The sequence below is a fragment of the Vibrio sp. NC2 genome, assembly GCF_025195005.1.
In the GTDB taxonomy this organism is placed as follows: Bacteria; Pseudomonadota; Gammaproteobacteria; order Enterobacterales; family Vibrionaceae; genus Vibrio; species Vibrio splendidus.
In genome coordinates, this window is record NZ_JANVFC010000015.1 from 31,623 (window position 1) to 47,138 (window position 15,516).

The 15,516-nt window shown below is 45.0% G+C and carries 14 protein-coding genes; 6 read left to right on the top strand and 8 right to left on the bottom strand.

The features are described from left to right. Window positions 1-348 precede the first annotated feature (348 nt). Both NX845_RS17145 and NX845_RS17150 read left to right on the top strand, forming a co-directional pair. A complete protein-coding gene (locus NX845_RS17145; RefSeq protein WP_065681090.1) occupies window positions 349-1,188 on the top strand; it encodes a helix-turn-helix transcriptional regulator in 840 nt (279 codons plus the stop codon). 563 nt (window positions 1,189-1,751) lie between these two features. After that, entirely contained in the window at window positions 1,752-3,530 is a 1,779-nt protein-coding gene (locus tag NX845_RS17150; RefSeq protein WP_017090435.1) for a sodium:solute symporter family transporter, read from the top strand. 149 nt (window positions 3,531-3,679) lie between these two features. Here the strand turns inward: NX845_RS17150 and NX845_RS17155 are convergent, their stop codons facing one another. After that, a complete protein-coding gene (locus tag NX845_RS17155) occupies window positions 3,680-4,453 on the bottom strand; it encodes a PTS sugar transporter subunit IIA (protein ID WP_017070486.1) in 774 nt (257 codons plus the stop codon). 7 nt (window positions 4,454-4,460) lie between these two features. Next, entirely contained in the window at window positions 4,461-4,763 is a 303-nt protein-coding gene (locus tag NX845_RS17160; RefSeq protein WP_017070485.1) for a PTS fructose transporter subunit IIB, read from the bottom strand. A 339-nt stretch (window positions 4,764-5,102) separates the two neighbouring features. Between NX845_RS17160 and NX845_RS17165 the strand changes: the two genes are divergently transcribed. After that, on the top strand, window positions 5,103-6,968 hold the full coding sequence (locus NX845_RS17165) for a fructose-specific PTS transporter subunit EIIC (RefSeq protein ID WP_065681091.1): 1,866 nt from the start codon (window positions 5,103-5,105) through the stop codon (window positions 6,966-6,968). A gap of 125 nt (window positions 6,969-7,093) precedes the next feature. On the opposite strand, the gene NX845_RS17170 is transcribed toward NX845_RS17165, so the two are convergent. Both NX845_RS17170 and NX845_RS17175 read right to left on the bottom strand, forming a co-directional pair. Next, entirely contained in the window at window positions 7,094-7,678 is a 585-nt protein-coding gene (locus NX845_RS17170; RefSeq protein WP_017076914.1) for a TetR/AcrR family transcriptional regulator, read from the bottom strand. Between the two features lie 163 nt (window positions 7,679-7,841). After that, window positions 7,842-8,390 carry a TetR/AcrR family transcriptional regulator gene (locus tag NX845_RS17175; RefSeq protein ID WP_065681126.1) on the bottom strand — a complete coding sequence of 183 codons (549 nt, stop codon included), beginning with the start codon at window positions 8,388-8,390 and terminating at the stop codon, window positions 7,842-7,844. A gap of 197 nt (window positions 8,391-8,587) precedes the next feature. On the opposite strand from NX845_RS17175, the gene NX845_RS17180 reads away from it, so the two are divergent. Both NX845_RS17180 and NX845_RS17185 read left to right on the top strand, forming a co-directional pair. Next, window positions 8,588-9,187 (top strand): hypothetical protein, encoded by a 600-nt coding sequence (locus NX845_RS17180; protein WP_065681092.1) that lies wholly within the window; start codon window positions 8,588-8,590, stop codon window positions 9,185-9,187. Between the two features lie 36 nt (window positions 9,188-9,223). After that, on the top strand, window positions 9,224-10,108 hold the full coding sequence (locus NX845_RS17185; RefSeq protein ID WP_065681093.1) for an SDR family oxidoreductase: 885 nt from the start codon (window positions 9,224-9,226) through the stop codon (window positions 10,106-10,108). Here NX845_RS17185 and NX845_RS17190 read toward each other — a convergent pair. Continuing rightward, window positions 10,105-10,278, bottom strand: a complete 174-nt coding sequence (locus NX845_RS17190) for a hypothetical protein (protein ID WP_004732938.1) — start codon at window positions 10,276-10,278, stop codon at window positions 10,105-10,107. The two genes, NX845_RS17185 and NX845_RS17190, sit on opposite strands and share 4 nt — an antisense overlap. A gap of 497 nt (window positions 10,279-10,775) precedes the next feature. On the opposite strand from NX845_RS17190, the gene NX845_RS17195 reads away from it, so the two are divergent. Continuing rightward, a complete protein-coding gene (locus tag NX845_RS17195; RefSeq protein ID WP_054541504.1) occupies window positions 10,776-12,755 on the top strand; it encodes a methyl-accepting chemotaxis protein in 1,980 nt (659 codons plus the stop codon). 92 nt (window positions 12,756-12,847) lie between these two features. Here the strand turns inward: NX845_RS17195 and NX845_RS17200 are convergent, their stop codons facing one another. The 3 genes from NX845_RS17200 to NX845_RS17210 all read right to left on the bottom strand — a co-directional run bounded on the left by NX845_RS17200 (window position 12,848) and on the right by NX845_RS17210 (window position 15,477). Then, a complete protein-coding gene (locus NX845_RS17200) occupies window positions 12,848-13,627 on the bottom strand; it encodes an oxidoreductase (RefSeq protein ID WP_083994882.1) in 780 nt (259 codons plus the stop codon). A 15-nt stretch (window positions 13,628-13,642) separates the two neighbouring features. Next, window positions 13,643-14,983 (bottom strand): aldehyde dehydrogenase, encoded by a 1,341-nt coding sequence (locus tag NX845_RS17205; protein ID WP_029406151.1) that lies wholly within the window; start codon window positions 14,981-14,983, stop codon window positions 13,643-13,645. 185 nt (window positions 14,984-15,168) lie between these two features. Further along, on the bottom strand, window positions 15,169-15,477 hold the full coding sequence (locus tag NX845_RS17210) for a helix-turn-helix transcriptional regulator (protein WP_004732945.1): 309 nt from the start codon (window positions 15,475-15,477) through the stop codon (window positions 15,169-15,171). Between the last annotated feature and the right edge of the window lie 39 nt (window positions 15,478-15,516).

The window sequence follows — 15,516 nt, forward strand, 5'->3', positions numbered from 1 at the left end:
AGAGGTATTCTGGAATCTACGGCTTGCCTTCTGTAGTGAAGAAAAAATGCATTTACTGGATGATTAATGCGTTATAAGTGGAGTGTGATTTTGATCGGTCGAACGGGCGTTTTTAGCCCTGTGTTGACAAGGTTTGTCATGCATTGAAGCTTTTATTTATAAGGGCTACAGCGTGTTTTGTTATCTGGGAAATTACGTGCCTCATTGGTTCCTGCACTGGAGATTTATTTCTACGACTGGATTTTTGTAACCTAGATCTCAAATTGTGATTTTGCTCAATAGCGCTATGTTTCAGTTACAGGTATATCTATTCCGGTAGCCTTATTGCTGCTTATAAGAGTTCGAATAATGATATTTCATGACTTAATCTCGTCGGTATTAAACGAGCGAGAACCGTTTCATAACATCTGGTTTGCTGGAGATTTTCATACACCTTCAGCGTGCAGTTATCAGGTGAACTTTCCGCGCTTAGAGTTGGTGCTAGACGGAGAGTATATTAATGAAATGGAGAGTCATGATCGTAAGATCACTAACGTTATTGCCAAAGCCGGAGACGCGATTTTCATTCCACCCAACTGTTGGAATAAACCCAATTGGGACACTGACTGTTCGGTGCTGAGTATGTTGTTTGGTCGTCGTCAGCTTGGTTTAAGTTTGGTGAGTAAGCGCAAAGGGGAGGAGAGCTTTTACGATATCCAAAAGTACAGTATTCAGACTCGCTCTGGGTTTGCGATTGATAACATCTTGGAGGCGCTCAGCTCGTTAGCGAGAGAGAGCAACAAGCAGCCGATGGATGAGTTATTGCTGCAAGCTCTACTGCAATACAGCAAGACGATGTTGGAAGCGCCCGTAGAAAAATCTCATAGCCGAGTACAGGATGTGTATCAGGGGATTTGTATCTACATTCAAGAGAACTTCCACCGCCAAATCACCCGAGACAGCATTGCCTCGCGCTTTAGTATTTCATCCAATCACTTGTCGCGAATGTTCCGTCAACAAGGCCACATGACGCTGGCAGAATACATCACCCGCGTGCGGGTCGATCGCGCTAAGTTTATGCTTAAGAAGTACAACTTCAAACTCAATGAAGTGGCGCTACGTTGTGGCTTTAAAGATGTGAACTACTTTTGCCGCGTGTTTAAGAATCGCACCGGTAGAACGCCGACCGAATATCGTGGTTCAATCTAACATCCCTCCAAATTGCCATTTTGACCAGAGCTTATACGACCGAAATTTGTATGACTAGATCACCACAGTGGACTCTGTGGTGTGGTGAGCAATTTGCTTTGTGTTCTCCTCTGCCGTTTATTTCTACACTTTATTTCCCAACCTTATCTTTAGGCACGATTTCTATTTATTCCGTTTCACTAAATAACCCCAATGAATAACATTACGGGTTCGCTTTGCGAGTTGCTTATTATTTTTCGTTGCCTATTTATTGAATTAAACGTGTGAGAGTTGATGTATTAATGCGATGCATTTAATGAATGCTAAGTAAATTAAAAACCACTTATCGAGACGATAAAATCTTGTTATTGTTGTCCAGATTACTGATTGAAATTTTTTAAGTTATTGATTTTAAATGTTTACTTTTCGTCAGATTGTTCTTTGTTTACTAACGTGTAATTCATGCCTCGAAATCAAATATTCAGGTTTATACGCCCCATCACAACCTTGACTTATAATACTACAAATTAAAGATTCAATAGATAATATGCTCTTCAGATATTCATCATAAAGAAGACTTATACATGGAACTCAATACTCTGATCGTAGGAATTTATTTCCTTTTCCTTATCGCAATAGGTTGGATGTTTAGAACGTTCACCAGTACAACCAGTGACTATTTCCGCGGGGGCGGTAACATGCTTTGGTGGATGGTTGGCGCAACTGCGTTTATGACTCAGTTCAGTGCTTGGACCTTCACTGGCGCAGCGGGTAAAGCGTATGCCGATGGTATGGCTGTCGCGGTTATCTTCCTAGCGAACGCATTTGGTTACCTGATGAACTATCTGTACTTCGCTCCGAAATTCCGTCAACTACGCGTAGTAACGCCAATTGATGCGATTCGTATGCGTTTTGGTAGCTTCAACGAGCAAGTGTTTACTTGGTCTGGCATGCCAAACAGTATTGTTTCTGCAGGTATCTGGCTGAACGGTTTGGCGATTATCGCATCGGGCATATTTGGCTTCGATATGACAACCACCATCGTTCTAACCGGTCTTGTTGTACTAGTGATGTCGGTAACGGGCGGTTCATGGGCGGTTATCGCGTCTGACTTCATGCAGATGGTTATCATCATGGCAGTAACCGTAACATGTGCTGCTGTGGCTATCGTGCAAGGTGGCGGCGTTACTGAAATCATCAACGATTTCCCTGTAGCAGAAGGCGCATCATTTGTTTCTGGTAACAACCTGAACTACGTAAGCATCTTCGGAATCTGGGCATTCTTCATCTTCTTCAAGCAGTTCAGTATCACCAACAACATGTTGAACTCTTACCGTTACCTAGCGGCAAAAGACTCAAAGAACGCGAAGAAAGCCGCTCTGCTAGCGTGTATTCTGATGACCATCGGTCCAATCATTTGGTTCATGCCACCTTGGTTTGTAGCAGGACAAGGCGTTGACCTTGCAGCACATTACCCAGACGCAGGTTCTAAAGCAGGCGACTTTGCTTACCTTTACTTCGTAGAGCAATACATGCCAGCGGGTATGGTGGGGCTTCTAATCGCAGCAATGTTCGCAGCAACCATGTCTTCTATGGACTCAGGCTTAAACCGTAACTCAGGTATCTTTGTAATCAACTTCTACCAACCGATTCTTCGTCCAAACGCGACAGAGAAAGAGTTGATGGTTGTATCTAAGTTGATGTCTTCGGTTTTCGGTGTCGCTATCATCCTTATTGCACTGTTTATCAATTCATTGAAAGGCTTGAGCTTGTTCGACACCATGATGTACGTAGGTGCATTAATCGGTTTCCCAATGACGATTCCAGCATTCTGTGGCTTCTTCATTAAGAAGACTCCGGACTGGGCAGGTTGGGGCACGTTAGTGGTTGGCGCGATTGTGTCTTACATCGTAGGCTTCGTGATTACCGCTGAAATGCTACAAAATTGGTTCAACCTAGAGCCGCTAACAGGTCGTGAATGGTCTGATTTGAAAGTAGCGGTAGGCCTGATTGCTCACTTAACGTTTACAGGCGGCTTCTTTATTCTTTCGACTTTGTTCTACAAACCGCTAGAAGCGTCTCGTCAGAAAGATGTTGATACTTTCTTCACTAACCTTGCGACACCTTTGGTTTCTGAATCAACAGCACAGAAGAAACTGGATAACAAACAACGTCACATGCTGGGTTCATTGATCGCAGTGTCTGGTGTAGCTGTGATGGCGATGTTTGCTCTACCAAACCCATTCTGGGGAAGAATGATGTTCGTACTGTGTGGCGGTATTGTGTTTATCGTTGGTCTACTGTTAGTGAAAGCTGTAGACGACTCGGTTGAGGATGCGAAACAAGCGAAAAAAACAGCTTAAGTAACTAAACCTACAAGATAAGCCATTTAGAATAGAACGGCTGAGCGTAATTGCTCAGCCGTTTTTTATTGTGTGAGCAATTGGGATTATAACCAATGGAGTGAGTAACTTAGCTGATTAAGAAATTGAACTTAAAAGGGTGAGATGAATTAAATCAGACGTGAAGAGATATACATCAGAAGAGCTTGCAGGTCGACACTGCTTCGAGTCTTTTGCAGACGTTCATTGACCTGATCGTGAAGCAGGTTTCGAGTTAGGTTGGTCGCCGCCACAATGTGCTCACGCTGTGGTTTGGTTGGCAATACCAAAGCAATAGCAACGTGCACTTCACCGATACGTGACGCCCAGTCAATCGGGTCGTCACTGACAATAACGGCAATTGAGAGATCTTGAGTCGATTCAAACATCACATGCGGCAAGGCGATACCCGGTGACACACACGTAGACGAGCGTTCTTCTCGTTTAATGAATGCCAGAATTAGTTCATCTGGGTCTTCTGGATAAACAAGGTGAGCGAGCCCTTTTAAGCACTCAAATTTGGTCAGTTGGGTTTGCGCCTTAGCGTGGTGCCATTTGATGTCACAAGGCGGGCATATTTGTGGCATTCGCTGGATTAAATCTTTAGAGAATTCATGGTTTACTTGCGACCCAACCATATCGTAATGCTCGGCAATTACATCTTTGAGAACGAAGCAGGCCAGCTCCGCATCAATACCAACCGCGGTTATCTGACACAAATCACCACGAAGTAAACCTACTTGCAGCATCGCGACGGATTTGGAGAGATCAGCGGTTCGATTTTGAGTGATGTTGATAATGCGGATGTTGCTTTTGAACTTCTTCGCTAAGCGAGTCAGCGGCTGCGCGACATGTGAGTTCGCGGCAGGATCGTTAACGAAGAAGGTGATCTGGTATTCGTTCATGAAAAGTTTAAGTTCGACAATGCTTAATAAAGACTTTATCGACACTCAACAGTACCTCTTCCATTGGAACAAATACGGTTTTCGCTGGGTCAAATCGGCTTGGTTGTTCGATGTCGATATCAGAGACGATCAACACTTTGTCTGCGAGGGTAATATCTTGGGCGGTCAGTAAGTTTTCAATACCCATAGCGCCTTGCGTCTCTACCTTTATTGAAACGTTGAACTTAGGGGCTGTTTTATTTAGAGCATCAGCTGCCATATAAGTATGCGCAATGCCTGTAGGGCACGCAGTTACCGCTACAATTCTCATTATTATTCTCGGCTTAATCTCGTCCCTGTTACGTTACAAAAGCTACCTTTCAGAAGCTACCTTGGAAAAGCTATCTTGCATGGGAACTCCAGTATGGAAAGCTCGCATAGGGGAGGGACGATATTGTTATGGGTTTTGTGGATTTTATGGATTGGCGTTTTTTATTCCAAGGTGAAAGTCACACTCTGAGTTCTTGGTTACAATAATCCAGTTAATGCACCTTTCGTCCTATATATTGAGTGCCTTCACACCGTTAATCTTTTCATCTTATTAACCTTATCACTTTGGTTAACAGACACTAATTACTTCAGTCTGAAATCAGGCGAGGCAGAGCAGCATATGGATATCACCAACATTATCGAGCCCGAGATTATCTGCTTAGATTTACAAGCAGACTCAAAACAGGCGGTATTTGAAGAGCTTGTTGAACTGCTCGATCGTGCCGGTAAGCTCTCCAATAAAAGTGAATTCCTTGATGACATCTGGAAGCGTGAAGCCATCGGTAATACAGGTTTTGACGATGGTATTGCGATTCCACACGCGAAAAGTACTGCCGTAGCTAAACCTGCTGTGGCGGTAGGTATCAGCCGTTCTGGCATCGATTATGGCGCAGACGGCGGCGAGCTGTCGGATGTTTTCTTTATGCTCGCTTCTCCCGATAACCACGACGACCACCATATCGAGGTACTAGCTCAGATTTCGACCAGACTTATCGAAGATGGCTTTGTTACAAAATTAAAGGCGGTGGAGTCGGTCGAGGAAGCTCAAGAGCTGTTTCTCGAAGCCAATTTTGAACCTTTCGATAGTTACGCCTCTAGCCATCATGAAGTGTATGTCGAGCCACTCAGCCCTTGGGCACAATCTCTTAATCGCCTTAAAGAACACTTGTTATACGGCACCTCACACATGATTCCATTCGTGGTCGCGGGTGGTGTGCTTTTGTCTTTGTCGGTAATGATGTCGGGTCATGGCGCAGTGCCTGAGAGCGGCGTTCTGGCTGACATTGCACAGATGGGCATCGCGGGGTTAACCCTGTTTACTGCCGTGCTCGGTGGTTACATCGCGTATTCAATGGCCGACAAACCGGGTTTAGCGCCCGGAATGATTGGTTCTTGGGTCGCGGTCAACCAATACAATACCGGCTTCCTCGGCGCGATTGTGGTCGGCTTCTTCGCGGGCTTTGTGGTTAATCTACTCAAGAAGATCAAACTGCCAGATAGCATGATCTCGCTGAGCTCGATCTTCATCTATCCACTAGTCGGCACCTTTGTTACCTGTGGTGCGGTGATGTGGGTGATTGGCTCACCGATAGCTCAAGTGATGCTAGAAATGAACCAAATGCTGACTGGCATGGCAGGCTCAGGAAAAGTGCTGTTGGGCAGTATTTTAGGTGCGATGACGGCCTTTGATATGGGTGGCCCGATCAATAAGGTCGCAACGCTGTTTGCTCAAACGCAGGTGAATACCCAACCTTGGCTGATGGGTGGTGTGGGAATTGCGATTTGTACGCCACCATTGGGTATGGCATTGGCGACTTTCCTATCGCCGAAGAAGTTTAAACGCGACGAACGCGAAGCTGGAAAAGCAGCAGGGATCATGGGAATGATCGGCATTAGTGAAGGTGCGATTCCATTTGCAGCCGCCGATCCAGCACGTGTTCTGCCTGCGGTTGTTGCTGGTGGTATTGTCGGGAACGTGGTCGGCTTTATGTTCCATGTAGTGAATCATGCACCATGGGGCGGCTGGATTGTGTTGCCTGTGGTTGATGGCAAGATTGGCTATATCGTCGGCACACTGGCAGGGGCTCTTACCACGGCTTTAATTGTGATACTGCTGAAAAAGAACGTGGTCGAAGGCGAAGCGAATTCTAATCAGTTCACGGGAGGCTCGGTAACGGAAGAAGGGCAAGCGGAGGTATTGGCGATCACTTCTTGTCCGTCAGGCGTTGCCCACACTTTCTTAGCAGCGAAATCCTTAGAAAAGGCGGCGCATCATCTTGGGGTTCGGATTAAAGTCGAAACGCAGGGTGCCAACGGAATAGGCAATCGTATCACGCAGAAAGATATTGAAAGGGCGAGGCTGGTGATCTTTGCTCACGACGTGGCGATTAAAGAAGTAGAACGCTTTGCGAACGTGAAAACCTTAGATGTCAGTACTAAGGAAGCGATGCTTAATGCACAAGCGTTGATCATGAGAAAGGTGTAATCCTTAAACCGCAAAGTTTATCATCTATAAAGTTAACTAGATCAAAACTAAAAAGACTCCGCTCAGGCCGGTTAAGTTGAAAGTGGAGTCTTTTTGTATCGCTTACTAATCTATAAGTTCAGCCCTTAAAAAGGGTGGTACTTAAATACGTCTTCAACCATTGAGTTGAGCAAATCGATATCGTCACAGGTTTTGGCGTAAGTACGCAGGCCTGCGATTTGAACCTGAACATGACGAGCAAGTTGAGTAGGCTCGCGCTCTTTGCTGATCTCACCCAGTTCTTGTGATTCTGCAATCAGCTTGGCGAACTCACCTTCCATTATCTTAAGTGACTTCTTCGCTTCTGCTAACAATTCTGCGTGTTCATCAGTCAGTTCTGCGACCGTTTTAGCCAACATACACATGCCATTTGGCGAACTTTGTTTCGATTCGACAACGGCGCGTTTTACGAAATTTTCGAGAGCTTTGATCGGCGATTCGGTTTCACTGCGAAAGCGGTTTAGATTGAGGATGCCAAGTTCGGTATAGCGAGCCAATGTCTCTTTAAACAAGCCTTCTTTGCTGCCGAACGTCGCGTAGATGCTGCCCGGACGCATATCAATCACGTCTTGCAGGTTACGCATAGAAGTCGCATGAAAGCCCTTTTCCCAATACAGGTTCGTTGCTTTATCTACTACATCTTGTCTATCGAACTTCGCAGTCTTGGCCATAACATCTACTTCATTAATCTGAACATATGTTCAATATTTTATGCTGAACGCCCGTTCTAGTAAAGGTGTGTTTATTGTCGCTCAAACCAAGGTAAACCAATATGGATGAAATCCCCATTAATTGGTTGAAACTCATTGATTAAATGGCTTTGCGCTCAAGTTCTTATTTGTCTATTTGCTTTCTCACCACAGAGCGAACGTGATCGGTTTCTAATGTACCACCACACAGCGTTTGGTGAGTGAGCAGTCCGATAAGAATGGAGAACAGCGGTAGCGCGTTCTTTTCATCAACGTATCGAGCAATCAATTGCTGATACTTTTCGTTGGCAATGGCCATGCTTGGATCCTGGGCGACAGCGTCCTGACCAATCACATCAATGTAATCAAAAACTAATTTCATTTCTTGGAAGTGACGCGACTCTATCGCATGAAAGATCTGAACGAAGTTTTCAATTTTCTGTTCTGTAGTTGCCTCAACTGCAAGTGGCAGTTCTGCGAGGTTTCCACCATCGTGTCGCACAATGGCTTCGGTTGCTGCCTTAAATAGTTCGTCTTTACTTTTGTAATAGTGATAGACCGCACTCTTGCTCATGTTGAGATGTGAGCAGAGTTGTCTCATTCCCAACTCTTTATAACCAAACTCCAAAAACACACCAGCGGCTTTCAGTGCGATCTCTTCGCGTCTTTGGTCATGATCGACGATCTTTGGCATGAGTCTTCCTCGGAATTCAATAGTTGAAGGTTCAGTCAATTTAGGCATCACCAATAGCTTAATGTAGCTGATGAATGTCATCTTAGTTTAAATTAGTCCAAGTGGTCAAAAATAATTCTTTACAGTGGTTAAACTTTGATCTAATTTTAAAAGACCAAGTGTTCCAAATAAAAATAAGACGACTATTCGAGGTAACTATGAGAATTGATTGGAACCTACCCTCATTCAGAGCGGGCTTCTTAGGCGGACTTGATAAGTTTATTGGCCCCGGTGCCACATCAGCAGAGAAGAACCTGCAACTGTACATTCCGTTCATAGCGGGTGCGCTTATTGCAGCTTATGCTAATCACGCAGAGTTGGGCTGGTCTTGGGGTCAATACTTGGCAGCGGTTTTGTTAACGATTGATATGCTAGGTGGCGTGATCACCAATGCGACATCAAGCGCTAAACGTTGGTTTCACAGAGAAGGGGAAGGCTTTGAGCAACACATGACCTTTATCGCTATTCACTTCATTCAGTTAACGTTATTCAGTTGGCTGTTCTTGGATTTAAATCTAATGTGGGTAGCAGTGACGGGTGGCTACATGATGTTGGCGTGTGCCTTGGTACTGAAAACCGAGCTTTACCTTCAGCGCCCAGTTGCTTTGACTCTATACACGCTAAGCTTAATCATATCGCTTTATGTCGTCGAATCACCTGTCGGCTTAGAGTGGTTCTTACCTGTGTTCTATTTGAAGTTACTGATCAGCCATATTCTAAGAGAAGAGCCTTATCGTCCGGAAAGCGAAGCTATCTAATCAATGAGGCTTTTTAATAAATGGGGTTATCTATAAATGAACGTAACGAATGAGCTCAAAAGCCGAATTTTGGTGGCAGGGGCGACAGGATACTTAGGTCGTCATCTTATTGAAGCGCTCCAAGCGTGTGATGCTGATTTCAAAGCGCAGGCTCGCAGTGCTGAAAAATTCAAGGATCTCGGCCTAAACGACTCTCAAATTCAAATCGCACAAGTGACCGATTCCGATAGCCTAAAAGGTTGCTGCGATGGAGTGGATATCGTCATCTCTTGTGTTGGAATCACACGTCAGAAAGAGGGACTGAGTTACATGGATGTCGACTATCAAGCCAATCTAAACCTATTGGAAGAAGCTGAACGAGCAGGCGTTAAAAAGTTTGTTTATGTCTCGGCGTTTAGGGCCAATGTCATCAAAAGTGTTCGCTTACTCGAGGCCAAAGAACGGTTTGCATGCCGCTTATTGGTATCTGAACAGTTAGCACCTTGTGTGGTTCGTCCCAATGGATTTTTTGCAGATATCGAAGAGTTCTACAACATGGCTCAGTCGGGAAGGGTGTACTTGTTTGGTTCGGGTGATGTGCGTTTGAATCCGATTCATGGAGCAGATTTGGCAGACTTTATTTTGGCATCATTGCCTAATGCCGAAAAAGAATTGGATGTGGGCGGTCCTGATGCCCTTAGTGCTACACAAATCGCAGCACTTGCGTTTCAGTCTCAGGGTAAAATGACGCGGATCACTTACATTCCCGATTGCGTGAGAAAGTTGGCTCTAAGCGTGATAAGACGACTACCGGAAAATCGAGTTGGGCCTGCGGAGTTTTTCTTGAGTGCAATGGAAGGGGATGCCGTTGCACCTTGTGTAGGAAAGCATCACTTAAGTGATCACTTTTCCCAGCTTAATAAGGAGTCCAATAAAGGTTAGTGATCGACTACTTCTACGGTTTTATGTTGCGCGCCGTAATAGGTGCCTTCATCGATGGTATACATCAAGGTTTCTTGGCACTCTGGGCAATCGAATTCTTCATTCGGTTCGATAGCGGCTTCTTCTACCCATTCCCATCCGATATGTTCTTCGCAAGCGGGGCATTCCATAAAATATCTCTCATTTGTTGTCGCATATTTATTGCGAATCTCTACTTTAACAACTCGGCATTATACATATTTAGTTAACGAGGAATAGACAGTTAATTGGCGAAGAATAGGGAGTTGGTTAGCGGTGAATTAATAGCTAGCGAGTGTTGAATCTATAGTTATTTCTGAATATACAGCTGTCTGTGAGCACATAATTGGTGCAGGTCTACCCCTTTTGGATCATAAAAAACATGTCAATTTTCAGTCGCTTACGTCAATAATATGTTGTTGCACGTTTTTTTCGTTCACTAAAGTTGCATAGCTAACAGTTTTATCGATAAACCAATGTATTTTATAAGGTTAAATGTTATTTTTACCGCCTACCGATCTGCGTGGCACGGTAATTGAAATGCATTGATTAAGTTGAATAATTATACGGTCACCATTGAGTCGCATTCGCTAGAAATGTGCCTAGTGAGATGATCGAGAAAGATTTGTTAGCCGCTAGGGAAATAAAAATGAATTTAACCGATATGTCTTTTAAGCAAAAAATCATCGCTTTGCTTACTTTACCGATCTTAGGGTTTTTATGGCTTAGTGTTTCTGCGATATCCAAAGGCGTAGAAACCACCAGTGAAATGTCTTCATTGAATCAACTGACACGCTTGTCGGTTGTATACAGTGAATTGGTGCATGAGTTGCAGAAAGAGCGCGGAATGACGGCTGGTTTTATCGGCTCACAGGGTACTAAGTTTGTTAGTGAGCTACGAGCACAAAGAACCAGTGCGGATAACAGACGCAATCAGAGAACCGAATACTGGCAGTCTGCAGAAATCGACTTGCCGCAGATCTCTCGTCTGAATACTGAAATCAGCCAAAGCCTCAATCAAATTACTTCAATTCGTAATCGCGTCGATTCTCAGTCGATCCCGCTTTCTGAAGCTTTGGGTTACTACACCAAACTTAACGCAAAGCTACTTAGCGTATCAGCCTTGATCGCTGAGCTAAGTTCTGACGCCACCATCACGACTGAAACCATCGCTTACTATAACTTCCTTCAAGGTAAAGAGCGTGCGGGTATTGAACGTGCGGTTCTCAATAACACTTTTTCTAAAAATGAGTTTGGCCCGGGTATGCTGGTTAAATTCATCTCTTTGGTGACTGAGCAAAATACCTATTTCTCGAACTTTGAAGTTCTGGGTAACCCAGACAATGTTCGCTTTTTTGAACAACAATTGAATGACCGCTCGGTCGCGGAAGTCGAGAAGCTTCGTGATGTGGCTGAATCGAAAATGAGCGGATTTGATGTCGACCCTGTGTACTGGTTCGCGCAATCAACGGCGCGCATTGTTCAGCTGAAAAAGACAGAGAACCAACTGGCAGACTCTCTTATTGCATTGACTGATCAGAAAACTCAGCAAGCTCAATCAGCAATGATGGGCAGTATCACGATGTTTGTTGTGATCACCCTGTTTGCGACCTTTATTAGCTTTAAAGCCATTACAGATTTAACAACTCGAGTTAAAGATCTAACGCGTGTACTTTCTAAAGTCCGTCATGACAATGATCTAACCGTTCGTGCGACTTACGAAGGTAACAGCGAATTGGGTCAAATTTCGTCATCGCTTAATGAAACACTAGAGAAGTTCTCTGGGGTTATTGATAGCTTGTCTCAATCTAGTCTAACACTCGCTTCAGCAGCCGAAGAGACAGCGCAAACTTGCCAATACAACTCTAATACTTTGGTTGAGCAGCAAGACCAAATCGGCTTGATTGCAACAGCGACAGAAGAGCTTTCGGCAACGGTGAGCGAAGTTGCGGCTAAAACACAGCAAACAGCAAGTTCAGCTAAACTGGCTGACGAGCAATCACAAGCAGGCTTGAGCACGGTTCAGCACTCTTACCAATCGATTGAGACCTTGGCTTCTGAGATTAACGGCCTCGCTGAAAAAATCACTCATCTACACGAAAGTAGCAATAACATTAACAGCGTGATTGATGTGATTAAGTCGGTTGCTGACCAAACCAACTTACTCGCACTAAACGCGGCGATCGAAGCGGCTCGTGCAGGTGAACAAGGTCGTGGCTTTGCCGTCGTTGCCGATGAAGTTCGTACTCTGGCGCAGCGCACTCAAGAATCCACCTTGGAAATTGAAGGCTTCATTAGCTCTCTACAATCAGACGTGCAAACCGCGTTTAACGTGATTGATAACAGCAAGAAGATGTCTTCAAGAGCAGTTGAAGATTCACGAGGAGTAGAGCAGACGTTGCAAGATATTTCAGGTGCTGTGAGCGAAATATTCAGCATGACAGAGCAGATCGCAACTGCGACCGAAGAGCAAGCGGTCGTCACTCAGGATATCGCTCAGAACGTTGTGGCGGTAGAGCAGAAGTCGACAGAATCTACGACGGGTGCAACGCAAATTGCCGCAACAGCTAAAGAGCAAGCTGAACTGGCAACATCACTGAAAGAGCTTTCGAATACGTTTAAGAGTTAGCAGCTTAGAGCTAGAAGCTTTCTATCTTATATAAAAATGTCCCGCTTAGTGCGGGACATTTTTTTAAGAGTTGAAACGACCAGTAGAGTCGCTTAGAGCTCGAATAGTACGTCTGTGCGAATAATGTATTTCGTCCCAGAAAGTATCGGCGCAGAGCCATGAATACAATGGGCGGGGTGCGTACCGTGAGGAAAACAAAGCACGCTGCCGCTTGGTGTTCTAACCGATTCTATATTCGCGCTCTCCTGATGATGCCCTTGACGACGAGCAGGCTTACTCGGGTCATTACGGTTAACCATAAATTGAGTTTCACCGCCAACGAAGTCGTCACTCAATAGAATCAAGAAGGTATACATGCTCCAGCGGTCACCAAATGCGTCATCGACTAACTGTTCATTCACCACCTGACTGCCGGGCCACGACCCATCAGTGTGCATCTTAAAGAAATCCCCTTTATCGTAACGATACAAGCGGAAACGACCGTTAATGCCTAGAGGTTTTACACCAGCAAAGTGATTGTACTTATCGATGAATTGATCTTGGCAACGCTTCCAAATAACGTCGAGAGTTTCAGTATCTGCGATCAAGTTGAGATTCTGATTGTGGCGAACTTCTCTTGGTAGAGACACGGCCGCATCTTCTGTAAATCCAAGCTTGTTGGCTTCATCCAGTATGCGCTGAACTTCTTCGGGAAGCAGCACATCTCGCAACTGGAAAGCACCGGGAACCTTGTCTACTTCAACGCGTGATACCGCGTTAACGTTCTTATCAAGTGCAAATGGGTTTGCAGATTTTGGTGCCCAAACAGGAAGGTCATTGCGCTGGGTACCTGACTCGCGTCGAACGACATAAAAATTCTCATTGTTATTCATCATCAACCTCTATCTCTATCTTGAAACCACTTTTACTTGTGCAAACTGACGGTGCCCGTCAACCGAGCCGTGGTAACCAAGGCCACTCTGTTTCGCACCAACCCATGGAGCATCACCACTGCCGCCTTGTCCTTGATTAATGCCAACCATGCCAGCATCAAGTTCGTCAGCAACGTCATTGACGCCTTGGTTTCCAAAGACCACAGCACCTAGGCCGTACTCACTGGCGTTGGCTCGCTCAATCGCATCTTCAATGTCGGAATAGCGACTGATCGCGACAACTGGACCGAAAGTCTCTTCTGTTTCCAGTTTCATTTCTGCTGTCATTCCGGTGATTACTGTAGGGCGGATATAACGCTCGGGTTGCTCAGAACCGCCTAAAAGAAAAGTGGCTCCTTTCTGTTTTGCGTCTTTTAGCTGGTCGACAATCTTGCCATGTTGTGTCGCGTTGATGATTGGTCCGACATTGACGTTCGGCATATCCCACGGGCCAATCTGGTACATGTTGGCGATCTCGGTGACACGTTGTTCAAATTTTTCAGCGATACGATCATCAACATAGATACGTTCAATCGAAGTACACATTTGCCCTGAGTTCTCAAAGCTGCCTGCGACGGCAAAGCGAGCGGCCTGCTCTAGGTTGGCATCACGCATCACAATCATTGGGTCTTTGCCACCTAGTTCCATGACCAAGCGTTTTACCTTGCTCGCGGCACGTCGCATGATGTCTTGGCCTGTTGCTTTTGAGCCAGTGAACGCGATCATTTGGATGTCGCCTTCGACTAATGCTTTGCCTGTTTCACCATCACCTTGCATCACGGTCAAGACATTCTCTGGTAAGTACTTTTGCAGTTCACCAAAGAATGCTTCAGCGATGAGAGGGGTCTCTTCTGAAGGTTTTAGAATCACGCTATTGCCGGCGACCAATGCTGGCACAATGAGGTTGTTTGCCATCATCACCGGGTAGTTCCAAGGAGATATAACTCCGACAACACCTAGTGGACGGTATTGAAGTTCTGTTGAGCCGGATAATTTTCGAGTGTTGAGTGCACGTTGAGCATCTTCTGCATAGTGCTGACCCATGTAGATCGCACCGGTTGCTTCTCCGGTCGCGCGACGAATGTCTTTACCCATTTCACGAGCAAGTAACTGTGAGAGGGACTCTTCGTACTTATCAAGTTGTTGATAGGCTTTGATAATGGTCAGCACTCGCTCGTTCATCGAAAGTTTGCGCCATGCTTTTTGTGCTGCTTTTGCTTTGTGGATGGTTTGAGTTACTTCTTCAGCCGAAGTGTGGTTTACCTCGCCAAGGAGTTCACCGTTACTTGGGTCAAAGGATTGAATGGACTTGCTCATGTTTGTCGGCTCCGCTGCATTTTTAGTATCGGCATCATTATTATTGAATAGTGCGATAACTAGATATCTAAAAATCTCGATATGTTGATTTTTAAAAATGATATTCGTCATAAAGGATGGCGTGATTCCATCCAGTTTTCATCTTGCTATCTAACTGCTGTTCTGTTGATTTTTGTTCTTTTCAACTACAGGGAATCAGACAGCGCCTTCAGGAATTTCTCGATGTATTCGTCATTACGCTTGTAGTAAGTCCACGAGCCAATGCGTTTTGATGTCACTAACTTCGCACGCTGCAGGTTCGAGAGGTAAGAAGAAACGGTAGATTGAGATAAGCCACTCTTCTCCTGAATAATGCTAACGCACACCCCCTCAACATCGGTATCAACGAGTTGTTTCTCTAGGTTAAAGTGCTCTTGAGGCGACTTAAGCCAATGAAGAATATCTCTGCGTACAGGGTTGTTGATGGATTTTAAAATTTCGTTCACGTCTGACATGGTGTTTGACTGCTATTTCCGATTTAAGTGAAATATACC